We start from the raw sequence: 23,907 nt of genomic DNA on the forward strand, positions 1-23,907 counted from the left end.
TAGTTCTCCCGGCGTCAGCGCTCGCTGTTCGGCCGACGTCCGCGCCGCGGGCGATCGTGCCAGGCAGCGATGGCCTCCGGCGTCAGGTCATCGCGATCCCAGAGGTATCCCGAGACGTTCCCGATCGGGTCGATGAACGCATCGCTCGCGGGCGAGGCCTCACCGGCGTCCCGGCGTCGCATCGTCTGCCGCAGCGACACCGGCGTCACGCCCAGGAGCTCGGCTACCTCTTCGATGGTCGCGTAGCGCGCCGCGAAGCGCGGTTCCGTCGTCCCGTCGCGCAGTGCGCGGGGACGCGGGCGGTCGTCTTCGGACCCCATGATCTCTCCCGATCTGTGCAGTCAGACCACGATAGCCGACCACTACCATGGCGCCATGGGCGATGCCGTCTCCCGTCTCGATGTGCCAGGGACGTACAACTTCCGCGAGGTCGCGCCCGGGGTACTTGCGCCCGGCGTCCTCTATCGTTCGGATGCGCTGCACCGGCTCGACCGTGCAGGCCGGCGACGCATCCGCGAATTCGGCATCGGGACCGTGCTCGATCTGCGATCGACCATCGACCGCGGTGTGAGCGGTCGTGATCGTCTGCGCGGCACGGGCGCCGTCCGGGTCGGCATCCCGATCGACGGCACACCCCGGCGGATCGATCTCGACAGGATCAGCCTCTCCGGTGTATATCGGACGATCCTCTCCCGCCATCGCTCTGCGCTGGGGCGCATCGTCCGAGAGATCGCGGCGTCCGACGGCGCCGTCGTCGTGCACTGCACCGCGGGCAAGGATCGCACGGGTCTGGTCGTCGCGCTCGTGCTGGAGGCGATCGGCATCGACCGCGCGGTGACGCTTGCCGACTACGCCGCGACGGCGGCGAACCTCGAGGGGGAGTGGACGGAGCGGATGCTGCGCAAGGCGCGCACGTTCCGCGTACGGATCACCGACGAGGTCGTCGCGGTGCTCACCGGGTCGCCGTCCCAGGTCCTCGCCGACGCCCTCGACTGGATCGACGACGAGTACGGCGGCGTGTCCGCGTATCTGGCCGGCGCCGGCGTCGACGACAGTGTGCTGACGGCGCTGAGGGACAAGCTCCTCAGCGCTCGTCCGCCCGCGGCGCAGCGCTGACCCTGCCGGCGACGTCGGCGGACGCGATCAGCGCCTCGTCGATGAGTTCTCGACTCGGGGCTCCGGTGAGCCAGTCCGCACTCATGGCCGGCGGGATGAGCACCGGCATCCGGTCGTGGATCTCGACGAGGTGATCGGGCGCCGGAGCCATGACGATCGAATAGCAGGTGACCCACTCGCCGTCCGGGGTCCGCCCGCGCTGCGTGACCGCGGCCATGCCGAACAGGGCGCCCTCGTCCACGCGGAACTCGTGCCAGACCCGCTCGGGCTTGCGCATCTCGAACCACCCGGTCGTGGGCACGATCGCGCGGCCGCGCATCTTGCCCGGCTGTTCCTGCAGACGCTCGGAGCGGGTGTTGATCGAGGGGAACTTCGACGGCTGTCCGCCCACGAGGAACCCCCACCACGCCGTCTCGAGCGCGGCGGGCCCGTCGTCCGCCGGCACGATGAGCGGGTTGAGGTTGCGCAGATTCCTCCCGGTAGGTCGCAGCGTCTCGCCATCGTTCGTCTGCGCCCACGAGCGCAGTCCTTCGAGGATGTCGGCGTCGGCCTCGGCCAGGAGCTCGACATCGGTGAAGCGTGGATCCAGCCCATAGCTCGCGCACATGCCCGTCAGCGTACCCGCCGCCGCAGACATCGGCGCCGCGCATCCTCGGGTACTGTGCTGAGGTGATCCCGAACCGCCGACTGCCCGCCCCGGTCGCACTCGGCGGGGCCGTGGCCATCGGGGTGATGACCGCTATCCAGGCGCGGGTCAACGGCGTCCTGGGCGTGCGCCTCGGCGACGGCATCGTGGCCGGGCTCGTCTCGTTCACGGCGGGGCTGATCATCCTCGTCGCCGTCACGGTCGCAGTCCCGTCGTCGCGAGCAGGCGCCGCACGCCTGTGGAACGGTCTGCGCACCCGGCACGTGCCCATCTGGATGCTGTGCGGTGGCGCGTGCGGCGCACTCACCGTCTCCACGCAGGGGCTCACCGCCGGTGTTCTCGGCGTCTCGCTCTTCACCGTCGGCGTCGTCGCGGGGCAGACCGTGAACGGACTGATCCTCGATCGCCTGGGCGTCGGCCCCTCAGGCGTCGTCGCCGTCACACCGGGCCGCGTGCTGGGCGGGCTGTTCGCGCTCGCAGCGGTCGGGATCTCCCTCAGCGGCGACGCTCTCGCACGCGCACCCTGGTGGATGCTCGTGCTTCCGTTCGCGGCCGGCGTCGGGATCGCCTGGCAGTCGGCGGCGAACGGTCGGCTCGCGCAGCGGGTGGCGTCGCCGGTGACGGCGACGCTCGTGAGCTTCGCGGGCGGCACAGCCGTCCTGGCACTCGCCGCCGCGCTCAGCGTGGCGTTCACCGGGATGCCGCAGGCCCTGCCCGCTGAGCCGTGGCTGTACCTCGGCGGGGTGCTGGGCTTCGCCTACATCTTCCTCGGCGCGACGATCGTCGCTCACACCGGTGTGCTGCTGCTCGGCCTGGGTTCCGTGCTCGGGCAGCTCGTCACCTCGGTGATCATCGACCTGCTGTGGCCGGCCTCCGCGGGCCCTGCACTGTGGCAGCTCCTGGCGATGATCGGCGTCGCGGTGGCATCGGTGATCGCGGCGCTCCCGTGGCGGCGCCGCTGAACGCTAGCCCTTCGGGTGCTTCTTCGGCGCGTCCGGCTTTTTCGACTTCTTCGACGGCATCCGCGTCAGGAACGCCTCGGCGTCGATCGTCTTGCGCCGTTCGGGCCGGGAGCGCTCCGGTTTGCCGCCGACATAGAGCCAGCCGAGCAGTTCCTCGTTCTTCTCGAGGCCGTGCGCCTTCGCGACCGCGCGGGAGCGCGTGTAGTGCCCCGTGCGCCACAGCACGCCCCAGCCGGCTTCGTCCAGGAGCAGACTGAGCGTGTGCGCGACGCCCGCGGCGACGGCCTCCTGCTCCCAGCGCGGAACCTTGGAGCTCTTGCGGAAGCTCGCCACCACGGCGATCAGCAGCGGCGCCCGCAGCGGCTTCGTCGACGGGCGCGAGCGCTCGGCCTTGCCGATCGCCTTGCCGAGCCGGTGGCGGTCATCCCCGCGCAGCTCGATCAGGCGCCACGGCCGCAGCGACGAGTGGTCCGCCACCCGGCCCGCCGCGGAGATCAAGCGGACGAGATCCTCGTGCGATGGGGCATCATCGGTGACCTTCGACCAGGATCGTCTGGTCAGCGCCGCATCGAACGCGCTCAAGCTTCGGGAGTCTCGGGGCTGAAGTTCAGAGCCAGGGAGTTCATGCAGTACCGGTCGCCGGTGGGCGTGCCGAACCCGTCGGGGAAGACGTGGCCGAGGTGCGAGCCGCAGCTCGCGCAGCGGACCTCGGTGCGCTGCATCCCCAGGGTGTTGTCCTCGAGCAGCTGTACCGCGTCGGGTCGGATCGACTCGTAGAAGCTCGGCCAGCCGCATCCGGAGTCGAACTTCGTGCCGCTCTTGAACAGTTCGGCGCCGCACGCGCCGCAGGTGTACAACCCGGCGCGCGACTCGTCCAGGAGCTCGCCGGTCCAGGCGCGCTCGGTGGCGGCTTCGCGCAGAACCGCGTACTGATCGTCGCCGAGCTCTTCGCGCCATTCGGCGTCGGTCTTCTTCACGCTGTAGTCCATACGTCCTCCTGAGTCGCTTCCATTGTCCCCCGTCCACGAGGCAGGAGGGCCATCATGACGAGAGGTGACGACGGCGGAGGGAGAGAATGGAGCCATGACGGATGCTGTTCGCGAACGCTACGAGCGCTTCGCGCGCGACGAGGCGCCGGGCCGGTCGGACCTCTACACGGAATGGGCGCGGGGTGCGGCATCCGATCCCGAGGTGCGAGCGATCCTCGCGCGCATCCCTGAGAACCGGCGCCAGCCGCCCCTCGTCTTCGCCGTCACCCGGATGCTGGGCGCACCGCTCGACGGATACCCGGTCTGGCGCGCCTTCGTGCGGGCGAATGCGGACGCCGTCGTCGCGGAGTGCGCCGCGCGCAGTGTGCAGACCAACGAGCCGCTTCGTCTCGCCCCGCTGCTGCCCGTGCTCTCGGAGATCGACGGCCCCATCGCGCTGCTCGAGCTCGGAGCGTCGGCCGGCCTGTGCCTGTACCCCGACCGCTACTCCTACCGCTTCGTCGACGAGGACGGACTGCTGCGCGCGAGCCTCGACCCGTCGGGCGGCGTCTCGTCGGTCGTGCTCACCAGCGAGGTCCGCGGTGCCGTGATGCCGGCCCTGCGGATGCCCGAGGTCGTGTGGCGCGCAGGCATCGACCTCGCACCCCTCGACGCCGGGGATCCGCGCGATCGCGCCTGGCTGCAGGGTCTCGTCTGGCCCGGCGAGACCGGGCGCGAGGAGCGGATCGCCGCGGCGCTCGACATCGCGGCATCCGATCCTCCGTCGATCGTGAAAGGGGATGCATCGCAGGTCGCAGCGGTGGCGGCATCCGCCCCGCCGGACGCGACACTCGTGATCACCACGCCCGGCGTGCTCGCGCACATTCCGCGTGCGCAGAGGCTGGCGCTCATCGACCGCGTGCGCGGTCTGCCCGCCCGCTGGATCACGATCGACGCGCCCGCGCTGCACGAGGCATGGAACCCGCCCGTGGACGCCTCGACCTGGCCGGGCTTCGTCGTCGCTCTCGACGGCGACGTGCGCGCCGCGGCGGATCCGCTCGGCGGCTGGTGGGAGTGGCGCGCGAGCGCAGGGCCGTCGCGCGCCTAACCTGGACCCATGCTCGGAGACCTCACCGATCGCGATCGCGCGATCCTCGCCCTGGAGGCGGCCTGGCCGCGCCACGGCGGGAGCAAGGAGGAGGCGATCCGCAGCACGCTCGGCATGAGCCCCGCACGCTACTACCAGCTGCTGGGCCGGCTCATCGACACCGAGCAGGCGCTCGAGCACGACCCGCTCCTGGTCCGGCGGCTGCGCCGGTTGCGCGAGCATCGCGCGGATCAGCGCATTGCGCGGATGCGCGGTTTCGCCGGGTAACATCAACGGGTGCGCCAGCCCGTGAGAGACCGCTTCGACGACGTTTCCCGAACCTCAGGACGTGTGGGGGCGCATCGCGCCGAGGCGCCGGGCATGAACGGCTGGATCGTGCTGCTGTGGTCGGTCGTCGCAGCACTCGTCCTCATCGTCGCCGGCATCTTCGTCGCTCTCGTGATGATGGGGCGGATCACGCTGTTCCCCGTCGCCGAGGATTCCGCGGCGCCTCTCCCGGAGGAGACCGGGGTTGTCGACACGAGCTACTCCGTCCTCATCCTCAACGCCACCGCCGAGGAGGGGCTCGAAGAGCAGGTGCGCGAGACCCTCATCAACGCGCAGTGGCCGGATGAGCTCATCAGCTACGGTCCCGCGGGGCAGCAGGACTTCGCCGAGACCACCGTGTACTACGTCACCGACGACGAGCGCGAGGCGGCGCTGGGCCTCGCCGATCTCATCGGGGGAGCCCTGGTCGACCAGAGCGACATCTACGCCGATCCCAATGACCCGGAGCAGAAGCAGCTCGTCGTCGTGATCGGTCTGGACCGCTCGAGCACTCAGCCGGAATCCACCCAGACGCCCGCCGAGTAGAGGCCGCCCTCACGGCTTGCACTCGATGGGGTCGAGTGCCAGAATGGGCGTTAGCACTCTCTTCCTCTGAGTGCTAAACCGAACGCATACGTCCAGGAGGGACGACAAAACTCATGGCAAAGATCATCGCTTTCGATGAGGAGGCCCGCCGCGGCCTCGAGCGTGGCCTGAACATCCTCGCCGACGCTGTCAAGGTGACCCTCGGCCCGCGCGGTCGCAACGTCGTGCTCGAGAAGAAGTGGGGCGCCCCCACGATCACGAACGACGGCGTGTCGATCGCCAAGGAGATCGAGCTGGACGACCCGTACGAGAAGATCGGCGCGGAGCTCGTCAAGGAGGTCGCCAAGAAGACCGACGACGTCGCCGGTGACGGAACCACCACCGCGACCGTCCTCGCCCAGGCGCTCGTGCGCGAGGGCCTGCGCAACGTCGCCGCCGGCGCCGACCCGATCTCGCTCAAGCGCGGCATCGAGAAGGCTGTCGCCGCGATCACCGAGGAGCTGCTCTCCAGCGCCAAGGAGATCGAGTCCAAGGAGCAGATCGCCGCCACCGCGTCGATCTCGGCCGCTGACAGCGAGATCGGCGAGCTGATCGCCGAGGCCATCGACAAGGTCGGCAAGGAGGGTGTCGTCACCGTCGAGGAGTCGCAGACCTTCGGCACCGAGCTCGAGCTCACCGAGGGCATGCGCTTCGACAAGGGCTACCTGAACCCGTACTTCGTCACGGACCCCGAGCGCCAGGAGGCCGTGTTCGAGGAGCCCTACATCCTCATCGCGAACTCCAAGATCTCGAACATCAAGGACCTCCTCCCGATCGTCGACAAGGTGATCCAGGACGGCAAGGAGCTCGTCATCATCGCCGAGGACGTCGAGGGCGAGGCTCTCGCGACGCTCGTGCTGAACAAGATCCGCGGCATCTTCAAGTCGGCTGCCGTCAAGGCTCCCGGCTTCGGCGACCGCCGCAAGGCCCAGCTGCAGGACATCGCGATCCTCACCGGTGGTCAGGTCATCACCGAAGAGGTCGGCCTCAAGCTCGAGAACACCACGCTCGACCTGCTCGGCCGCGCGCGCAAGGTCATCATCACCAAGGACGAGACGACCATCGTCGAGGGCGCCGGTGAGACCGACCAGATCGAGGGTCGCGTGGCCCAGATCCGTCGCGAGATCGAGAACACCGACAGCGACTACGACCGCGAGAAGCTCCAGGAGCGCCTGGCGAAGCTCGCCGGCGGCGTCGCCGTCATCAAGGCCGGAGCTGCGACCGAGGTCGAGCTCAAGGAGCGCAAGCACCGCATCGAGGACGCCGTCCGCAACGCGAAGGCAGCCGTCGAAGAGGGCATCGTCGCCGGTGGTGGCGTCGCGCTCATCCAGTCCGGCACGAAGGCGCTCGACGCCCTCGAGCTGTCGGGCGACGAGGCGACCGGCGCGAACATCGTCCGCGTCGCCATCTCGGCTCCGCTGAAGCAGATCGCGATGAACGCCGGCCTCGAGCCGGGTGTCGTCGCCAACAAGGTCGCCGAGCTGCCGACCGGTGAGGGCCTCAACGCGGCCTCCGGCGAGTACGTCGACATGTTCGACGCCGGCATCATCGACCCGGCCAAGGTGACCCGCTCTGCTCTGCAGAACGCGGCATCCATCGCCGGTCTGTTCCTCACCACGGAGGCCGTCGTCGCCGACAAGCCCGAGAAGGCCGCGGCTCCGGCCGGCGACCCCACGGGTGGCATGGACTTCTGATAAGCCCAGTCCGTACAGAAGCGCCCCGGCCGTCACGCCGGGGCGCTTCTGCGTTCCGTCGGGGCGGTCAGTGCCGGAACAGGCTCGCGGAGTACTGATCGGCGTCGGAGTACTGCGTCGCCGCGGATCCGAGCGCTGTGCCGATCGAGTCGAGGACCTGCTCGACGTGCAGCTGGGCGGCCGCCCACTGGTCGCTGCATCCCTGGAAGGCGGCCGATGCCGCACCGGTCCAGGACGACTGCAGCTGGGTGAGCTGCGCCTTCAGTGCCTGTGATTCGCTGCGCAGACGCTCCATCGTGGCTCGTGTCTGGCCGTGCGCTGCGAAGACCGCCTCGGTGTCGACGGTGAAGACGGACATGAGAACTCCTCTCGTAGGGAGCTCTCACGCTAAAGGAGCGGTCGTCCGGGCGTTGTGCGCGAACGCGGGACCCGTGGACGGACGGCCGCGGCGCGGGTATGTGCAGAACGGGTCAGACGTCGTCAGGAGACAGCCGCTCGATCGGCTGGGTGTCTTCGAGCAGATGCTCGGGCGTCGCCTGCGCAGGCGCGAGCGGGAGGGTCACGGTGAACGTGGCACCGCCGCCGGGCGTCTCATCGACGCGGACGCTTCCCTTCAGCGCCGACATGATCGACGCGACGATCGCGAGCCCGAGGCCCGATCCACCGGTCTCCCTCGCCCGGGAGGTATCTGCGCGCCAGAAGCGCTCGAAGATCTGCTCGCGGATCTGGGGCGGGATGCCTTCGCCGTGGTCGACGATCGAGATACTGGCCGTGCCGGCGACGCGGTCGGCGTCGACGACGAGCTCGATCGGCGCATCCTCGGGTGAGAACCGGCGGGCGTTGCCGAGCAGGTTCGCGATCACCTGGCGCACCTTGTTCTCCTCGCCGAGCACGATCGGGGGCGTCGGCACCGGGACATCCTCCGCCTCGGTGAAGTCGATCTGCGGCATCGGCTCGGCGGTGCGCGGGCGCCGCCGCAGACGCGCGAGCGCGCCGGCGCGCGGCTTCGGAGCCGGCGGGTGCAGTTTCGGCAGTGCGGGCCGGGTGCGAGCAGGTGCCGCCGTGCGCGCATCCGCGGTCCTGTCGACGACGGTGATCGTCCTGTTCGGCGCGGCGGCGCGGACGTCGAGAGCGGCATCCCTGGCGATCGGGCGCAGGTCGAGCGGGTCGAGCTGGAGCTCTGGCTGTTCGTCGAGCCGGGCGAGGTCCAGCAGGTCCTCGACGAGGACGCCCATCCGGATGGCCTCCTTCTCGATGCGCTCCATCGCCCTGGCGGTGTCCTCCTCGCCGCGGATGGCGCCCATCCGGTAGAGCTCCGCGTAACCGCGGACGCTCACGAGGGGTGTGCGCAGCTCGTGACTCGCATCGCCGATGAACCGTCGCATGTGCTGGACGGTGCGGTCGCGCTGGGCGAGCGAGCGGTCGATGCGCTCGAGCATGGTGTTGATCGCGAAGTTCAGGCGCCCGACCTCGGTGCTGGGCTCGAGGTCCGTGAGCCGCTGGCTGAAATCGCCCGAGGCGATGAGCATGGCCGCCGATTCGACCTGTCCGAGCCGGCGGAACGTGAGCGTGACGAGCCCGCGGGTGAGGAGCGCGGCGAGCAGGATCGTCACCAGCGCGACCGTCGTGTACACGCCGAAGTACTGCGCGATGATGGAGTCCGCCTCCGCGAGGGGGAGGGCGACGAACTGCACGTACAGGGTGCCGTCGGCGCCCGGAACCACCCCGACGGCGCCGCGGAACTCGTGGCCGTCGGCGCTGCGCAGCGGGATCTTCTCGCCGTCCAGCGCGTGCGCCTGCTCGAGTGCGAGCGATGCGTAGAAGGCGGGGGCGGCGTCGCCGGTCGCCCCGCCGGCCCTCGCGAGGAACGTGCCGTCGGCTGCGTACACCGTGAAGGTGTAGTCGGCTGATCGGGGCGCGTTCTCGGAGAGCACGAGCTTCTGCTCGCCGTCGACCGTCTCGACGTCGAACCACCGGCTGACGAGGTCGCTCGCGGCGAGCGAGGGCAGCTGGGACTCGATGTTCTGGATGAGCGAGCTGCGCAGCAGCGGCACGGTGCCGATCCCGGCGATCACGAGACCCAGGGCGAGGACCGCCACGGTGACACCGGTGACCTTGGCGCGCAGGCTGATGCGTCGCCACCAGCTGGTGATCGCGTCAGGCTTGTGCGGCATGCGCGCTCCCTTCGCGGTCTACTTGCCCACCTTGAGCATGTAGCCGAAGCCGCGCTTGGTCTGGATGACGGACTCCTCGGTGTGCGGGTCGATCTTGCGCCGGAGGTATGAGATGTAGCTCTCGACGATGCCCGCATCGCCGTTGAAGTCGTACTCCCACACGTGGTCGAGGATCTGCGCCTTGGACAGCACGCGGTTGGGGTTGAGCATGAGATAGCGCAGCAGCTTGAACTCGGTGGGGCTGAGCTCGATCTGCTCCTTGCCGACGAAGACGTCGTGGGTGTCCTGATCCATCGACAGCTCGCCGGCGCGGATGATCGACTCCTCGTCGGCCTGCATCGTGCGGCGCAGGATCGCCTGCACGCGGGCGACGATCTCGTCGAGAGCGAACGGCTTGGTCACGTAGTCGTCGCCGCCGGCGTTGAGGCCCTCGATCTTGTCCTGCGTGTCGTCCTTCGCGGTGAGGAACAGGATGGGTGCGGTGAATCCCGCCCCGCGCAGGCGCTTGGTGACGCTGAACCCGTTCATGTCGGGCAGCATGACGTCGAGGATGATGAGGTCGGGCTCCTCCTCGAGGACGGCCGAGATCGTCGCGGCGCCGTTGGCCACCGTCTTGACCTGATAACCGGCGAAGTTCAGACCGGTGGACAGCAGGTCTCGGATGTTCGGCTCGTCGTCGACGACCAGGATGCGTGCATCAGTCATGCCCCCATTATGGTGACTTCAGCCATGCGGGGGCTGATTGTCTTGCGGAGCGCCCGTATTGTCGTGGACGGTCGTGCGGACCGCGAGAGCGATGGATGCCGCCCCCGGGGCGCCAGGGTCGACGGTGAGCCGGTGCGGATACGCGGGTTCCCGCCGTCGGCCCGCTCCTGTTCGTGGTCTACTTCGGCTCTCTCGGCGTCGCGATCGCCGCGTCGATCACGTGATCAGGCCGCGGCCAGCGCGTCCGCATCGAGGATCGTGTAGCTGTAGCCCTGCTCGGCGAGGAAACGCTGCCGGTTCTGCGCGTAGTCCTGGTCGACGGTGTCGCGGGCGATGAGCGTGTAGAAGCTCGCCGTGTGCCCGGACTCCTTCGGGCGCAGCAGGCGACCGAGACGCTGGGCCTCCTCCTGACGTGACCCGAACGAGCCCGAGACCTGGATCGCGACAGACGCCTCGGGAAGGTCGATGGAGAAGTTCGCGACCTTCGACACGACCAGCAGCTCGATCTCGCCCTCGCGGAACTGCCGGTACAGCTCCTCGCGCTCGTCCACCGGTGTGACCCCGGTGATCTGCGGCGCGTTCAACGCCTCGGAAAGCGTCTCGAGCTGGTCGAGGTACTGGCCGATCACGAGGATGCGCTCGCCGGGGTGCTTCGCGATCAACTCGCGAACGGCGTCGATCTTCGCCGGGGCGGATGCCGCGAGGCGATAGCGCTCGTCATCCGTCGCCGCCGCGTACTCGAGCCGGTCGTCGGCGGGCAGGTCGACGCGCACCTCGTAGCAGGCCGCGGGCGAGATGAAGCCCTGCGCCTCGATCTGCTTCCACGGCGCATCGAAGCGCTTGGGTCCGATGAGGCTGAACACGTCGCCCTCGCGGCCGTCCTCGCGCACGAGCGTCGCCGTCAGGCCGATGCGCCGCCGCGCCTGGAGGTCGGCGGTCAGCTTGAAGACCGGCGCGGGCAGCAGGTGCACCTCGTCGTAGACGATGAGGCCCCAGTCCATCTCATCGAGCAGAGACAGGTGCGCGTACTGGCCCTTCCGCTTCGCCGTGAGGATCTGGTACGTCGCGATCGTGACCGGCTTGACCTCTTTCGCCTGCCCCGAGTACTCGCCGATCTCCTCCGGGGTGAGGCTCGTGCGCTTGAGCAGCTCGTCGCGCCACTGTCGGGCAGAGACGGTGTTGGTCACGAGGATCAGCGTGGTCGTCTTCGTCGCGGCCATGGCGCCGGCGCCGACGATCGTCTTGCCCGCGCCGCAGGGGAGCACGACGACGCCCGAGCCGTCCTTCGAGAACGCGTCGACGGCATCCTGCTGGTAAGGGCGGATCTGCCAGCCGCTCTCGTCGAGCTCGATCTCGTGCGGGGTGCCGGGTGTATAACCGGCGAGGTCCTCGGCGGGCCAGCCGATCTTCAGCAGCTCCTGCTTGATCTGGCCGCGCGCCCAGGCGTCGACGACGAAGGTGTCGGCGGAGGGGTGGGAGATCAGCAGGGGCTGGATGCGCTTGTTGTTCGCGACCTGGGCGAGGACAGCCGGGTCCGTCGACCGCAGGATCAGGGTGCCCTCGTCGTCGCGCTCGATCACGAGACGCCCGTAGCGGTTCACGGTCTCGCGCAGATCGACCGACACGGAGGGCGGCACGGGGAACCGCGACCAGCGATCGAGGACCTCGAGCATCTCTTCGGCGGTGTGCCCGGCGGCACGAGCGTTCCACAGGCCGAGCCGGGTGATCCGGTAGGTGTGGATGTGCTCGGGCGCGCGCTCGAGCTCGGCGAAGATCGCCAGTTCGTGGCGGGCCGCCTCGGCGTCGGCGTGCGCGACCTCGAGGAGCACGGTGCGATCGCTCTGGACGATCAGGGGGCCATCGGACATAGCTTTCGAGTCTACCGTTCCCCGGTTGCCGTGGCCCCTGATCCTGCCGAAGGGTCGATCACGCGGGCAGAGCGGATGCTGCGCACGGGCAGGGTGCGCTCCACGTCCGCCGCCCGATCGCGTCCGCGCAGGCGGCCGCCGCCGAGCCCGCTGGCCTCCAGCTGCAGTTCCCGCGCCGTGCCGTCGGGCATCTCGATCTCGACGAGCAGGACGGCCTTGGAGCGCACGGCCGCCTCGAGCTCGCGGTCGAGCCATGCGGCATCCGCATCGGGTCCCTGGCGCTCGCGGAGCCGGGCGATCAGCGGCAGGTAGTCCGGGGCGGCCGGAGGAGCGTGGCCGGGGGCGGGGTTGCGGTCCACGACGAGGGGGCGTCCGTCGTCGCCGACGATCATCGCGGGGTAACGGGCATCGGTCAGGGTCCAGTACACGGTGTCCCTGCCGGCCCTCGAGGTGAGGCCGTCGGCATCCCTGGCGAGCGCCAGCGGGCGCAGCGCCTGGTCGACGCCCATCGCGTCCAGCAGGGTCGCGTCGACGCTGGCGACGCGTGTGCGGCCCGACGCATCCGTGAACACCCGCACCAGGCCGTGGCGCTGATCGGTCTGGGTGACGAGGTACTCCAGTGGCTGAGGGATGCCGGTCAGAGAGATCTCCGCGAGGAAGTCGAGGATCGAGGCGGCCGTCTCGCCGGAGGTCAGCGCCTGCGCGACGGAATCCGCGGTGAACCGGTACGACGATGCCTGCGCGGCCGACTCGCGCACAGCGATCCGGCGCAACCGCACATCGAGGGCGGGTTGCAGCGGCCCCGGCGCGATCGCCGTGAGGTCGTTCTGCAGGAAGATACGGTCGACCTCGGTGGGGAGCATCCGCTGGAGGGATGCCGGGTCCGCCGGTGCTCCTTCGCGCAGCGGAACGGCCCACTCGGGCTCGGAACCGTCGTCGGCGATGAGTCCCAGCAGTCGAGCCCGCTCCGCGATCGCGGAGCACTGCTCGGGCCACGCGGTGCTCCAGGGGTACTGAGCAGCCCAGGCCGTGGTCGGGAGCCACCCGTCCCCGTCGCGCAGACCTCGGGGGAGCGCCGCGCGGAACGCCTGGACGAGTCCGGTCCATCGCGCAGACGCGGACTCACGCAACCAGGAGTCGGCCGACTCGGTTGCGACGAGGCGCCGGTCGAGCGCCGCGAGGAGTCCGGCATCCACGGCGATCGCGGCGAGGTCGTCGAGGGTCTCCGGTGCCGTGCCCGTCGCGGCGATGCGGCGCTTCTCGCCCGACGCGAGTGCCCCTCCGGTCAGGAGGGCGAGCGGCGTATCGGAGGCGAGGAGCACGAGGTCGGCGAGCGCGGCCACCGTCGTGAACGCGCGCTCCGCGGCGCGCGCCGCCGCGCTCTCATCCGACGGCTCAGGGGGCGGGGTCTCGGATGCCGTGGGATCCTGCCGTGCCGTGACGGCCTCCGCCACCGGAGGGGCGGGCGTTCCGTCGGGGCGCAGCAGCGCCAGCGCGATCAGCGGTCCGGCGTCGTCGCCGGCGTCGTCACCGTTCACCGACCGGCGCAGAGCGACGGCCTCGGTCAGGGGCAGCCGGGGAAGGGCGCGCTCGATCGATGCCGGCTCGAGCAGAGCCTCGGCGGCATCGAAGAAGTCCGACCAGGCGACGTCCGCCCGCACGCCGCGCGCCTCGAACAGGGCGGCCAGCTGCGCGTCGGGCGCTTGGGCCAGCCACACGGCGAGCGGGCGTGCGTGCGTGCTCATGTCACGAGCGCCTCGCGGCCCGTCCCTTCCGCACGAAGCTCATCACGAGCAGTGCGATGATCATCACGAACGCGAGCGGGAGACCCCAGAGCGGGATCGCCGCGACGACCGGCCAGACGCCCTCGCTGAACGAGGCCTGGTCCATTCCGGTGGCGCTGCCGATGATGATGGCGAAGAAGCAGATCACCGAGAGCGCGGCCAGCGTCAGCGCCGTGAACGCCAGGATGCGATCGATTCGACCGACGGGAGCCTCCGGCCCGGATTTCTGCGTGCTCATCCGTCTCAGCCTAGCCCCTGGAACACCGGTAGGCTGGGGTGTGGCCGCGCATGAGCGGGCCTTTATATCGGCACCATCACCCAGCGAGGTTCTCCTATGCCCACCGGCAAGGTCAGGTTCTACGACGACGAGAAGGGTTTCGGCTTCATCGCCACAGATGACGGCCAGGACGTCTTCCTCCACGCCTCAGCCCTGCCCGCCGGCGCCACCGTCAAGTCGGGCGCCCGCGTGGAGTTCGGCGTCGCCGACGGCAAGCGCGGCCTGCAGGCGCTCTCGGTGCGCGTGCTCGAGGCTCCGGTGAGTCTGTCGAAGGCCAAGCGCAAGCCCGCCGACGACATGGCCATCATCGTCGAGGACCTCGTGAAGCTCCTCGACGGCATCGGCGGCGACCTGCGGCGCGGCCGCTACCCTTCCAGCAGTCACGGTCGGAAGATCGCGGCGGTTCTGCGCAAGGTGGCCGATGACCTCGACGCCTGAACCCCCTGCCGAAGAGTCCTCTGCCGAGGTGGATGACCGCCTGATCGGCGCGCACGACCTCGCACTCGCGGCTCTGCAGGAGATCACGCCCGCCTCGACGATCGGTCCGGCCGCCGGATACGTCGCCGAGGAGGACGGCTCGGTCTCGCTGCGGTTCGAGAACCGCCTGCCGGGCTACCCGGGCTGGTACTGGACGGTCACGGTCGCCCGTGTCGACGACGCCGAGCCCACCGTGCTCGAGGTCGAGCTGCTCCCGAACGAGGGTGCGCTGCTCGCACCGGAGTGGGTGCCGTGGGCGGAGCGTCTCGCGGAGTACCGAGCGCACCAGGCCGAGCTCGCCGAGCAGGCAGCGGCGGCAGCCGAGGGCGGAGACGCGGATGCCTCGGATGACGACGCCGCCGCGGACGACGACCTCGACGAGCTCGATGAGGACGACGACGCGGACGAGCCCGACATCCTGCATGCGGGCGACCTCGACGGCGTCGACATCGACGAACTGGACGAGTCCGGCGCGGACGACGCCGACTCCGACGAAGTCGACGACGCCGATGACGTGGACGACGCCGACTCCGACGAAGAGGAGTGAGCGCCGGATCAGGCGCCGCTGTTCTCCAGCACGTAGTCGATCGAGCGGATGAGCTGACGCACATCGTCCGGCTCGATCGAGACGAACGTCGCGATGCGCAGTTGATTGCGACCGAGCTTGCGATACGGCTCGGTGTCGACGATCCCGTTTGCGCGCAGCGTCTTCGCGATGCCTGCGGCGTCGATGCTGTCGTCGAAGTCGATCGTGACGACGACGGGGGAGCGGTGCGCGGGGTCGGTGACGAACGGCGTCGCGACCTCGGATGCCTCAGCCCAGTCGTACAGTGCTTGCGATGACTCCGCCGTGCGACCGCCCGCCCAGGCGAGCCCGCCGTTGTCGTTGATCCACTGCAACTGCGAGTCCAGCAGGTGCAGGGTGGTCAGTGCGGGGGTGTTCAGCGTCTGGTTCAGACGGGAGTTGTCGACAGCGTTCTTGAGGCTGAGGAATTCGGGGATGTAGCGGTTGGACGCCGCGATCCGCTCGATCCGCTCGATCGCGGCCGGGGACATCGCCGCGAACCAGAGTCCGCCGTCGGAGCCGAGGTTCTTCTGCGGGGCGAAGTAGTAGACATCCGTCTGCGTGACGTCGAAGTCGATGCCGCCGGCGGCGCTGGTCGCGTCGATCACCGTCAGCGCCCCGTCGGCTGCGACGCGCTCGATCGTGGCTGCGACACCGGTCGAGGTCTCGTTGTGGGGCCAGGCGTAGACGTCGATGCCCTCGATGATCTCGGCCTGCGCGCGTGAACCGGGCTCGGCGGCGCGGACGTCGGGCGCTTCGAGCCACGGGGCCGCAGCGGCCTTGGCGAACTTCCCGCCGAACTCTCCGAAGGTCAGGTTCTGGCTGCGTCGCTCGATGAGGCCGAAGGCGGCGGCATCCCAGAACGCGGTCGAGCCGCCGTTGCCGGTCACGATTTCGTACCCGTCCGGAAGACGGAACAGGGTTCCCAGCTGCTCGCGGACGCTGCCGACGAGGTTCTTCACGGGCGCCTGGCGGTGCGAGGTGCCGAGGATGCTCGCCCCAGCGGTGACGAGCGCCTCGAGCTGCGCCGGGCGCACCTTCGAAGGACCGCAGCCGAATCGGCCGTCGACGGGCAGGAGGTCACGCGGAATCTCGATCGCCATGGGTCGATTCTAGGTGCGCGTGCGGAGTGCCGATCGCCGTGTGACCTCGTCCGACCTCGCGCGAGGAATGTAGGCTTGCCTAAGAAGACCCGGAGGGCCAGATGACGGACTTGATCGACACCACGGAGATGTATCTCCGCACCATCCTCGAGCTCGAGGAGGAGAACATCGTTCCGCTGCGCGCTCGCATCTCCGAGCGCCTCGGGCACTCCGGGCCCACCGTCTCGCAGACGGTCGGCCGCATGGAGCGCGACGGCCTCGTCGTCGTCTCGGAGGACCGCACGCTCGAGTTGACGGATGCCGGGCGCCGCAAGGCCGTCGATGTCATGCGCAAGCACCGCCTGGCCGAGCGCCTCCTCTCCGACGTCATCGGTCTGGACTGGGCGTTCGTCCACGATGAGGCCTGCCGCTGGGAGCACGTCATGAGCGAGCAGGTCGAGCGCCGCCTCGTCGAGCTGCTCGGCCACCCCACCGAGTCGCCGTACGGCAATCCGATCCCCGGCCTCGACCAGCTCGGCGATGCGCCGGCGCGTCAGTTCGAAGAGGGCGTCATCGGGCTCGTGCAGAAGCTCAACGCCGCCGGAGAGCCCGTCGAGGGCACCGTCCGCCGGCTTGCGGAGCCCGCCCAGGTCGACCCTGAACTGCTGCAGCAGTTGCGCGACGCGGGCGTCGTCCCCGGTGCTCGCGGCAACTACCGCTACAGCGAGGGCTACGTGCTCATCGAGATGGAGGGGGCCGAAGAGGGCCTCGAACTTCCCGTCGAGCTGGCCTCGCACATCTTCCTCGTGGGTGAACCCGCCTGACCGCTCTCGGAAGATTGCCAGCCCTGCAGGGGTGACACGATCGTTATCTTCCGGTAACCTCGGACAGGTCGTCGGCGGAGAAGCCCGCCGATGACAGCCCCCGCGAGGATCGCCTTCCCGGCTCGTCGTCCTCGCGGTCACATCGCACGAAGTACCCGAGCTAGTGCCACGAGAGCAGAGTGCTGACGAGCCAGCGCACCCGAGCGCTGAGGCGCAGGAGGACACCTTTGGCCGAAGTCATCGAACCGATCACGACATCTGAACAGAGCCTGAAGCGCCGGCGCACCGTCGCGCCGCGCGAGGCCGCCCGCAAGATGGTCGCCCCGATGCGTTCGATCGCGATCTTCGGCGCCGTCGGTGCGCTGGTCGCCGCCGTCGCGCTCCCCGCCTACGCCGCGTCGTCCGGGTCTGGATCCGCTGACGCCACAGCCACGCTGCAGCAGGTCGCGGTCGGCGACGCGCAGTCGCTCGTCGTGGCATCCCAGGCGACGGCATCGCCGCTTGACCGCTCGACCTACTCCGCGACCACCCCCGAGGAGATCGCCGAGAAGAAGGCCGAAGAGGCTGCGAAGGCCCGCGCGGCAGCCGCCGCGGCAGCGGCGTCCGCGTCCGCATCCGCGTCCGCATCCGCCGGGGCGCGGACGTTCGACGTCGGCAACTATGCGCTCGTCTCCCCGGGATCCGGTGAAGTGCGCTACCCGCTCCCTCGCGGTTCGTACACCGAGGGCCGCACGATCGGCGGCGGCCACAACGGCGTCGACATGCTCGCGCCTCAGGGCACGCCCATCTACGCCGCAGCGGCGGGCGTCGTCCGCGCCTCGGCCGAGAGCATCGGCGGCTACGGCGTCGCCGTGATGATCGACTCCGTCGTCGGCGGACAGAGCCTCGCGACCACCTACGGTCACATGACCTACGGGTCCCGTCAGGTGCAGGCAGGCCAGACGGTCGTGGCCGGGCAGCTCATCGGTTTCGTCGGCAGCACTGGTCGTTCGACGGCGAACCACCTGCACTTCGAGGTGTGGGTCAACGGCAGCCTGTACGAGCCGTACGCCTGGCTCGCCGCCAACGCCGGCTGAGTCTCCGGTTCGCTTTCCGCCTGGGCGACACGCGCCCGAGTGTTCACCGACCGTTTCGTCATCTCTCGGCCTGATGGGCTAGCCTGTTCCCGTCGTCGCACGGACGGGAGAAGCTGATGGAAGGAACTCCGGGCATCCGCACCATGGATGCACTCGGTCGTCACGTCCTTCGGCATTGCCCGCAGGGATGCACCGAGCTTGTCGTGTGCGCGAGGCGTCGTCCATAGGACGGCGCCTTTTTTCGTCTCTGCGTGTCGTCTGTCGCCCTCGCGGCGTCATGGGTTCGAGAGTGCCGGGAAGCCGTCCCGGCGGATCGAGAGGATGACGATGCGCACACTAGTTCTGAACGCGGGCTACGAGCCGCTGGCTGTGGTCTCCTTCAAGCGAGCACTCGTGCTCGTGATGAATCACAAGGCGACCGTGATCGAGCGGGTGGAGGACGATCCCGTCCGGGCGTCGGGCGGGCCATACGACAGACCAGCCGTCATCATCTTGTCCCGATACGTCCGCGTTCCGATGAGCCGGCGCGCGCCGGTCACGCGGCGGGGAGTGCTCCGCCGTGACAATCACCGGTGCGGATACTGCGGCAAGGCGGCATCCACGATCGATCATGTCCTGCCGCGCTCGCGCGGGGGAGCGGACTCGTGGGAGAACCTCGTCGCCTGCTGCCTGCGCTGCAACAACGTCAAGAGCGATCGCACGCCCCAGGAGATGCACTGGGAACTGCGATTCACGCCTCGCCAGCCGAACGGCAACAGCTGGACCGTCCGCGGAACCGAGCGCAGCGACCCGTGCTGGGAGCCGTACCTCGCGCTCGCCGCGTGACGCCGCGCGCGTCAGTATCGAGGCGGATGGTGAGCGATCCGTGTCGGGCGGTCGGCTCGTGAAGCGCTGCCGCCCGAGACCGCCTCGTCGAGCTCGGCGAGGAGTTCGTTCAGCGTGCGGTAGCGCGACCGCGGCGGGCACGGGCTGCGGAGCCACAGCACGTCGTAGGTGCCGATATCCGTGCGGTCGACGTAGGCGATCAGCCGCGAGGCATCTGACACACTCCGCGCGGGATCGCAGATGCGCAAGGACGTGCGGCTGATCGCGATCACCTCCCACTCGGCGCCGCGGTGGGGGAGATCATCGGTGGTCATCTTCACAGGATCTCCTCGGGCGGCTCGGTCGTTCCTTACGACCCTTGCTTCAGGCGGTACGTCGGCCAAGGGGGTTGACAGCGCAGGGTCGTCCGTCCGGGGCGCACAACTCGTCGTCGGCGTCAACCCCTCGCGGAGGTGCATCGACTGTGGAAACATGGGCGTTCCGAACGAGGAGGACAGCACATGAACTCTCGCAACGAGCGCCAGCCCTATCAGCCCACGACGACGCACGCCGGTTGGGGCGAAGGCGACCCTCATCTGACCGTCACTCGAGATGACGAGCGCTTCGTCTTCGCGCTGACGGCCGACCTCGTACGGATCGGATCGGCGGCTGACAACGAGCTCCGTCTCGATGAGACGGATCCCGTGCACGCCGAGATCGCGCACGACGATCGGGACGAGTACGTGCTCACGATGCATGGCAAAGGCGAGACGAGTGCACGCACGGATGTCGCGGCCACCGGCACAGACGACGATTCGATGATCCTCCGGACCGGAGCGAGATTCACGGCGGGGCCGTGGACTCTGGTCTTCGGTCGAGCGGAGTCCTCCGATCACGGACGACCCTACGGTGGACGCGTCGGCGGGGAGTTCTCCGACCAGCGCGAACAGCCCTCGCGCCCTGACTACGGGCAGGGCGCTCATCAAGCGTCGAACGACGACCGTCCCCCGCAGGGCGGCGCCGACGAAGTCAAGGACGGATGAGAGGAGAAGCGGATGCCACGCGGAGCGAACTCACGATTGAAGGATCCCGAGCTCTATGAGGAGCTTCGAGACGACGGCGCATCGAAGGAGAAGGCTGCCCGGATCTCGAATGCGACGGGCGGCACCAAGAAGGGACGCTCGGAGGTCGGGCGGCGCGGGGGCAAGGCCGGCGACTACGAGGACTGGACAGTCGACGAGTTGCGCAAACGGGCGAAAGAGCTCGGGCTGACCGGTTACTCCGGCAAGCGCAAGGCTGAGCTGATCAGCGCCCTGCGCAATCACTGACACCCAGCACAGGAACGATCCATACGGTGGCGCGGACAGCGTGATCCATCGACGAGGATGCAGACTGCCCGGGACGGACGTCAATTGCCGTTGCCCGCCGCCGGGGCCGAGGCGCCGCCGAGCAGACGTATGATCGCGATCTCGGCGCTGGTGATCTCGGGACTCCCGCCTACGGGGTGGGGATGAGTCGCGTCAGCGGGTGGCTAACGAATCGGCAGCGGGTGTCCGTGGAGCGCCGGAATCCGCGGGTTCCGGCACGACGTGCAGTCCAGTGGGGGAGTTGGCCGTGAAGGCCAGCGCGTCGACCCATGCACGGTTGATGGCTGGTCGCCGGCTGCCGTAGTACTTGAAGACCAGGGCGCTGCCCGCGTGCAGCCAGACCGTGGTTCGACCGCCGCCGATGCTCACGTCTTCGCGCCAACTGAACGGGAAAGGCTCGCCACGACGCAACTTCGCGCTGATCACGAGCTGCACGTGCGCGAGTGCCCTATCTTCCAACTCGTGCTTGACGTTGCCCTCGTAGATGAACTGACCCATGCGAACGCGCTCCCTGGTTGCGCACGATTCGTCGTGCACCGCTGGCGCTTCGCGCTCAGACGGACTTGTGCCTCCTCGACAGCATAGGTGCGTTTCGCCGAGCATCGGCTCGTTCGGATCGTCCGGCCACGAGCCGATCGGAGGCTCAGGAGTCCGTCGCCGCATCAGGCTCGGTCAGGGGTCGCCCGATGACGCCGATCCCCACGGCTTCATGGCTCGGCTCCGCGTCGTCATCCACGGGCTGGCGGGGTTCGTCGCCCGGCTCCTTCTCCGTGCTCGGCTCCTGCATCTGATCCGTGGTGGGCTCGGTCACCGGCTTCTCGCCATCGCCCCCGGCGCCCTCGTTGTCTGCGCGCTGGTCAGTCATCAGCTCCTCCTTGGTCGCGTTGTCCTGGTGAGTCCATCGTCCCGCGCTGGCGCGCAAAGGGGTACCCCCGTTGACAGCGACGCCAGGAGCGGGGTAGCGGCGAGCATCACGCTCGCGGTGCGAAGCTGAGAGTGCCCCTGGAGGGACTCGAATGCGAATCGAGCAATTCGCATTCCGGCATAGAAAGACAAAATCCGCGTGATTACGCGGATTCTGGAAGTCGCAACGACATCGAAAGACGTCCGAAAACCGCTAGTTGGAAACAGGATGCGGCCAAAATGCGGCCACGCCGCGGCCCCGGATGCCTGTCGTGGAGAGGCGCTCAGGCGTATGCCGGAATGGGATGCGTTCAAAGTCGAGCTCGCCGAATTCCCCAGACTCGTTTTTTGAGCATTCTGTCGTTTCATGCTCGTTACTGGTAAGCAACTCGCACATTTGGCGCTTGACGTGTCGCGTTGCTGTCACCGGTCGATCGATGGGCCAGAAGGTGATCCCGGAGCCTGGTGCGGCCGCATCTGTTCGTCGTCGGCGGCGCGCATCCTGTTGTGCGTCTCGCGGGTGATCAGGTCGACGGCGAGGCCGGCCTCACGAGCGCGGGCCATCATGCGCGTGGCGGTGCTGACGCTCACGCCGAGTTGCTCCGAGACGAGCTTGAGCGGCGCCAGGTTCACCGTCGCCGCGATCCGGTACAGCGTCACCGCTTCGCGCACCGTCTCTTCGTAGTTGCGTTCGGTACGCGACCTCACCTCCGCCAAATACTCGCGGAGGGGTTCGATCTCGCCTTGCGCTCTGGTCACCTGGACCACGCGCATCGATGAGATCGCGACGAGGTACTGAACTCGTACGTCGCGGAGAGTGGCCGCTGTTACCTCCGCGCCCTCCTCCGCGCGATCGAGGCGGACCGATGCCGCGACCGTGCGGTGCAGCTGCTCGTCGAACACCACATGCAGACGAATGGTTCCCGCGACGTTCGGCTCGCCAGTGGCGACGACGTCCCATGCTTTCGGGATGCTCACGCCGTTGCCGACGTCGATTCGCTCGCTATCGGTCACCTCGACTGCCACGTCACTCATGCCGTGAGCCTTTCACAGAATCCGCGACGTGAGCAATACATGTCGCGGATTGCTCACGACAGGAGTACGGTGTGGGCAAGTGATGACATGCATTGCTCACGAGAGGAGAAGGACATGAACAACACAGACAGGTCACTCGCCCTGACGATGAAGGATGCCGCCAAGCTCGTCGGCGTCGACTACCGCACGATCAAGCTCGGCATCGAGAGCGGGACCATCCCCACGGTTCAATTGGGACCGAGGCGGATGATCCCGCGGGTTCCGTTACTGCGCGCGTTTGGCGTCGACGTGAGGTAGTCCACTCGTGGGCATGTTGTCTGACGCTCGACAGTCGAGCACGGGCGCAATCCATCAAGTGTCCCTGGGGAGCCGCCCTCAAAGGAGAGTTGGACATGGATCGCCAGTGTCGGTGGAGCCGCGGATGATTAGCGCATGTCAAGATCTCGCTCACCGTTGGTGTCCTCTGTTGTGCCGTATGTGAACGATCGAGTGCTGGAGGAAGCGAAACAGTACCTCCCTCGCAACCCCGACGAGAGGTTGAACGTCGACCGAGTTGCTCAATTCGTCGAGGGCACCAAGGAGCTTCCGGACGTGCGTCTCGCAGTGCTCGGCACTCTCCGCGCACACAGTATGAACGGGGCTGAGACTCCGTCCGCGGTCGTCGCAGTCCTGCTCGCCGCAGCGGCGATTCTTGTTAGCTCCATCACCGCGATGTCGGACTTTGGAGTCGCGGTCGGATGGCTCTTCGCCGTCGGTAGTGTCATGCTCGGCGGATGGTTCGCGAAGCTCGCTTTCGCCGCTCACGCTCGACGCATGACCTGTGGCGTATGGCTGGCCGCGTACGAGGACGCGCTTCGCTAACCGCCACGACTCTGACTCGTGCGATAACTTCGACGGTCGCGCGAGACGTGCTGCTCGCCACGCCCTTGAACGGTACATTGCACGCTGGGAGGCTCCGCAAACGGGCAATGTTCGATGGCGGCACGTGAGAGTGCATATAGGTCAGGGGAGAGGAACTTGATCAACGTTGGCGACGCTCCCGGTTGAGCGGCAGACGATAGCGTTGGTCGATGACTGACCTAGATGCCGGAGCACATTCGACCCCGTCGGTGGTTGCAGCCCCCGAGGCGCTCAAGCATCGAGGAGAGTGGCTCGCGACTGTTCGGTTTCGATCATTGGATGGAGATGAGCGGATCCGTGTAGTTCAAGCATTCGGCGACACAGCCGAAGATGCCCGAGTCGCAGTGATTTCTCGCCTTGACGACGCGAGGGGCGCGGATATTCAGACCATGACCGGTGACGGTCCGGCTGCGCGCGAGTATGTTGAGGCCGCCGGACACATGCACGAGCTCCGAAACGCGCTGAAGGCCCTCGATCTCGCCGATGCCTCGGACGACAATGACCTGGTCCGTTTACTACGCGCGCAAGCGGTAACGCTGTTCGGCCGGACATTCCGTTAGTAGTGCCCCTTAAAGTGGTGTAGCCCTCGGTGACCGGCTCGTCGCTCCTGACGTAAGCGCGGCCACCGTGTGATCCTTCGAGAAGTCTCTTACCTCCACTCGAAAGGCATCATCACGATGA

31 protein-coding genes are annotated in these 23,907 nt (G+C 68.4%); 16 read left to right on the plus strand and 15 right to left on the minus strand.

From position 1 onward, the window contains the following. Window positions 1–14: 14 nt before the first annotated feature. Complete coding sequence (locus KEC56_RS12915; protein ID WP_175985410.1) at window positions 15–320, minus strand: hypothetical protein; 306 nt, start codon at window positions 318–320, stop codon at window positions 15–17. Between the two features lie 55 nt (window positions 321–375). Between KEC56_RS12915 and KEC56_RS12920 the strand changes: the two genes are divergently transcribed. Then, window positions 376–1,116, plus strand: a complete 741-nt coding sequence (locus KEC56_RS12920) for a tyrosine-protein phosphatase (protein WP_227531263.1) — start codon at window positions 376–378, stop codon at window positions 1,114–1,116. Here the strand turns inward: KEC56_RS12920 and KEC56_RS12925 are convergent. Next, the gene (locus KEC56_RS12925) at window positions 1,085–1,723 is read right to left on the minus strand and encodes an SOS response-associated peptidase family protein (protein ID WP_227531264.1); all 639 of its coding nucleotides are present in this window, start codon (window positions 1,721–1,723) and stop codon (window positions 1,085–1,087) included. The two genes, KEC56_RS12920 and KEC56_RS12925, sit on opposite strands and share 32 nt — an antisense overlap. 65 nt (window positions 1,724–1,788) lie before the next feature. Here KEC56_RS12925 and KEC56_RS12930 point away from each other — a divergent pair, with 65 nt between their 5' ends. Further along, on the plus strand, window positions 1,789–2,724 hold the full coding sequence (locus tag KEC56_RS12930) for a DMT family transporter (RefSeq protein ID WP_227531286.1): 936 nt from the start codon (window positions 1,789–1,791) through the stop codon (window positions 2,722–2,724). 3 nt (window positions 2,725–2,727) lie between these two features. On the opposite strand, the gene KEC56_RS12935 is transcribed toward KEC56_RS12930, so the two are convergent. Both KEC56_RS12935 and msrB read right to left on the minus strand, forming a co-directional pair. Beyond that, on the minus strand, window positions 2,728–3,306 hold the full coding sequence (locus KEC56_RS12935; protein ID WP_227531265.1) for a nitroreductase family protein: 579 nt from the start codon (window positions 3,304–3,306) through the stop codon (window positions 2,728–2,730). Next, window positions 3,303–3,713, minus strand: coding sequence for a peptide-methionine (R)-S-oxide reductase MsrB (msrB, locus tag KEC56_RS12940; protein WP_175985414.1), 411 nt, complete (start codon window positions 3,711–3,713; stop codon window positions 3,303–3,305). The genes KEC56_RS12935 and msrB overlap by 4 nt, the downstream gene beginning before the upstream one ends. Before the next feature lie 94 nt (window positions 3,714–3,807). On the opposite strand from msrB, the gene KEC56_RS12945 reads away from it, so the two are divergent. The 4 genes from KEC56_RS12945 to groL all read left to right on the plus strand — a co-directional run bounded on the left by KEC56_RS12945 (window position 3,808) and on the right by groL (window position 7,385). Next, window positions 3,808–4,800, plus strand: a complete 993-nt coding sequence (locus KEC56_RS12945) for a DUF2332 domain-containing protein (protein ID WP_227531266.1) — start codon at window positions 3,808–3,810, stop codon at window positions 4,798–4,800. Between the two features lie 9 nt (window positions 4,801–4,809). After that, a complete protein-coding gene (locus KEC56_RS12950) occupies window positions 4,810–5,067 on the plus strand; it encodes a DUF3263 domain-containing protein (RefSeq protein WP_227531267.1) in 258 nt (85 codons plus the stop codon). A gap of 93 nt (window positions 5,068–5,160) precedes the next feature. Next, a complete protein-coding gene (locus tag KEC56_RS12955; protein ID WP_227531268.1) occupies window positions 5,161–5,652 on the plus strand; it encodes a LytR C-terminal domain-containing protein in 492 nt (163 codons plus the stop codon). Between the two features lie 113 nt (window positions 5,653–5,765). Continuing rightward, window positions 5,766–7,385: a chaperonin GroEL gene (groL, locus tag KEC56_RS12960; RefSeq protein WP_227531269.1), complete on the plus strand. Its 1,620-nt coding sequence runs from the start codon at window positions 5,766–5,768 to the stop codon at window positions 7,383–7,385. A gap of 67 nt (window positions 7,386–7,452) precedes the next feature. Here groL and KEC56_RS12965 read toward each other — a convergent pair whose 3' ends face one another. The 6 genes from KEC56_RS12965 to KEC56_RS12990 form a co-directional block, all read right to left on the minus strand. Continuing rightward, window positions 7,453–7,743 (minus strand): WXG100 family type VII secretion target, encoded by a 291-nt coding sequence (locus KEC56_RS12965; protein WP_175985419.1) that lies wholly within the window; start codon window positions 7,741–7,743, stop codon window positions 7,453–7,455. A 112-nt stretch (window positions 7,744–7,855) separates the two neighbouring features. Further along, window positions 7,856–9,559, minus strand: a complete 1,704-nt coding sequence (locus KEC56_RS12970) for a sensor histidine kinase (RefSeq protein ID WP_227531270.1) — start codon at window positions 9,557–9,559, stop codon at window positions 7,856–7,858. Between the two features lie 18 nt (window positions 9,560–9,577). Beyond that, window positions 9,578–10,264 (minus strand): response regulator transcription factor, encoded by a 687-nt coding sequence (locus tag KEC56_RS12975; protein WP_175985421.1) that lies wholly within the window; start codon window positions 10,262–10,264, stop codon window positions 9,578–9,580. Window positions 10,265–10,488: 224 nt separating this feature from the next. Then, window positions 10,489–12,132: a DNA repair helicase XPB gene (locus KEC56_RS12980; protein WP_227531271.1), complete on the minus strand. Its 1,644-nt coding sequence runs from the start codon at window positions 12,130–12,132 to the stop codon at window positions 10,489–10,491. A gap of 11 nt (window positions 12,133–12,143) precedes the next feature. Further along, window positions 12,144–13,877: a helicase-associated domain-containing protein gene (locus tag KEC56_RS12985; protein WP_227531272.1), complete on the minus strand. Its 1,734-nt coding sequence runs from the start codon at window positions 13,875–13,877 to the stop codon at window positions 12,144–12,146. A gap of 1 nt (window position 13,878) precedes the next feature. Continuing rightward, window positions 13,879–14,154 (minus strand): multidrug ABC transporter ATPase, encoded by a 276-nt coding sequence (locus tag KEC56_RS12990; RefSeq protein WP_175985425.1) that lies wholly within the window; start codon window positions 14,152–14,154, stop codon window positions 13,879–13,881. 96 nt (window positions 14,155–14,250) lie between these two features. Here KEC56_RS12990 and KEC56_RS12995 point away from each other — a divergent pair, with 96 nt between their 5' ends. Together KEC56_RS12995 and KEC56_RS13000 are read left to right on the plus strand one after the other, a co-directional pair. Continuing rightward, window positions 14,251–14,631, plus strand: coding sequence for a cold-shock protein (locus KEC56_RS12995; RefSeq protein WP_175985426.1), 381 nt, complete (start codon window positions 14,251–14,253; stop codon window positions 14,629–14,631). 28 nt (window positions 14,632–14,659) lie between these two features. Next, window positions 14,660–15,217 (plus strand): DUF3027 domain-containing protein, encoded by a 558-nt coding sequence (locus KEC56_RS13000; RefSeq protein WP_308013018.1) that lies wholly within the window; start codon window positions 14,660–14,662, stop codon window positions 15,215–15,217. 8 nt (window positions 15,218–15,225) lie between these two features. Here KEC56_RS13000 and serC read toward each other — a convergent pair whose 3' ends face one another. Continuing rightward, window positions 15,226–16,338: a phosphoserine transaminase gene (serC, locus tag KEC56_RS13005; protein WP_227531274.1), complete on the minus strand. Its 1,113-nt coding sequence runs from the start codon at window positions 16,336–16,338 to the stop codon at window positions 15,226–15,228. Window positions 16,339–16,439: 101 nt separating this feature from the next. Here serC and KEC56_RS13010 point away from each other — a divergent pair, with 101 nt between their 5' ends. From KEC56_RS13010 to KEC56_RS13020, 3 genes are all read left to right on the plus strand, one after another. Further along, window positions 16,440–17,141: an iron-dependent transcriptional repressor DtxR gene (locus KEC56_RS13010; RefSeq protein ID WP_175985428.1), complete on the plus strand. Its 702-nt coding sequence runs from the start codon at window positions 16,440–16,442 to the stop codon at window positions 17,139–17,141. Window positions 17,142–17,368: 227 nt separating this feature from the next. Further along, window positions 17,369–18,217: a M23 family metallopeptidase gene (locus tag KEC56_RS13015; RefSeq protein ID WP_276573134.1), complete on the plus strand. Its 849-nt coding sequence runs from the start codon at window positions 17,369–17,371 to the stop codon at window positions 18,215–18,217. Between the two features lie 327 nt (window positions 18,218–18,544). Continuing rightward, window positions 18,545–19,042, plus strand: coding sequence for an HNH endonuclease (locus tag KEC56_RS13020; protein WP_227531275.1), 498 nt, complete (start codon window positions 18,545–18,547; stop codon window positions 19,040–19,042). An 11-nt stretch (window positions 19,043–19,053) separates the two neighbouring features. Here KEC56_RS13020 and KEC56_RS13025 read toward each other — a convergent pair whose 3' ends face one another. Further along, a complete protein-coding gene (locus tag KEC56_RS13025; protein ID WP_227531276.1) occupies window positions 19,054–19,362 on the minus strand; it encodes a hypothetical protein in 309 nt (102 codons plus the stop codon). A 180-nt stretch (window positions 19,363–19,542) separates the two neighbouring features. Between KEC56_RS13025 and KEC56_RS13030 the strand changes: the two genes are divergently transcribed. Together KEC56_RS13030 and KEC56_RS13035 are read left to right on the plus strand one after the other, a co-directional pair. After that, window positions 19,543–20,064 carry an FHA domain-containing protein gene (locus KEC56_RS13030; RefSeq protein ID WP_227531277.1) on the plus strand — a complete coding sequence of 174 codons (522 nt, stop codon included), beginning with the start codon at window positions 19,543–19,545 and terminating at the stop codon, window positions 20,062–20,064. 12 nt (window positions 20,065–20,076) lie between these two features. Then, on the plus strand, window positions 20,077–20,349 hold the full coding sequence (locus KEC56_RS13035; RefSeq protein ID WP_175985431.1) for a DUF7218 family protein: 273 nt from the start codon (window positions 20,077–20,079) through the stop codon (window positions 20,347–20,349). A gap of 192 nt (window positions 20,350–20,541) precedes the next feature. On the opposite strand, the gene KEC56_RS13040 is transcribed toward KEC56_RS13035, so the two are convergent. The 3 genes from KEC56_RS13040 to KEC56_RS13050 all read right to left on the minus strand — a co-directional run bounded on the left by KEC56_RS13040 (window position 20,542) and on the right by KEC56_RS13050 (window position 22,317). Next, window positions 20,542–20,886 carry a DUF7882 family protein gene (locus tag KEC56_RS13040; protein WP_175985432.1) on the minus strand — a complete coding sequence of 115 codons (345 nt, stop codon included), beginning with the start codon at window positions 20,884–20,886 and terminating at the stop codon, window positions 20,542–20,544. Between the two features lie 145 nt (window positions 20,887–21,031). After that, entirely contained in the window at window positions 21,032–21,253 is a 222-nt protein-coding gene (locus tag KEC56_RS13045) for a hypothetical protein (RefSeq protein WP_227531278.1), read from the minus strand. 461 nt (window positions 21,254–21,714) lie between these two features. Beyond that, a complete protein-coding gene (locus KEC56_RS13050; protein WP_227531279.1) occupies window positions 21,715–22,317 on the minus strand; it encodes a hypothetical protein in 603 nt (200 codons plus the stop codon). A 123-nt stretch (window positions 22,318–22,440) separates the two neighbouring features. Between KEC56_RS13050 and KEC56_RS13055 the strand changes: the two genes are divergently transcribed. From KEC56_RS13055 to KEC56_RS13065, 3 genes are all read left to right on the plus strand, one after another. Continuing rightward, complete coding sequence (locus KEC56_RS13055; RefSeq protein WP_227531280.1) at window positions 22,441–22,623, plus strand: helix-turn-helix domain-containing protein; 183 nt, start codon at window positions 22,441–22,443, stop codon at window positions 22,621–22,623. A 294-nt stretch (window positions 22,624–22,917) separates the two neighbouring features. Beyond that, window positions 22,918–23,187 (plus strand): hypothetical protein, encoded by a 270-nt coding sequence (locus tag KEC56_RS13060; RefSeq protein WP_227531281.1) that lies wholly within the window; start codon window positions 22,918–22,920, stop codon window positions 23,185–23,187. A 209-nt stretch (window positions 23,188–23,396) separates the two neighbouring features. Beyond that, window positions 23,397–23,786, plus strand: a complete 390-nt coding sequence (locus KEC56_RS13065; protein WP_227531282.1) for a hypothetical protein — start codon at window positions 23,397–23,399, stop codon at window positions 23,784–23,786. The last annotated feature ends 121 nt before the right edge of the window (window positions 23,787–23,907 follow it).

This window comes from Microbacterium tenebrionis (genome assembly GCF_020682665.1).
Classification (GTDB): Bacteria; Actinomycetota; Actinomycetes; order Actinomycetales; family Microbacteriaceae; genus Microbacterium; species Microbacterium tenebrionis.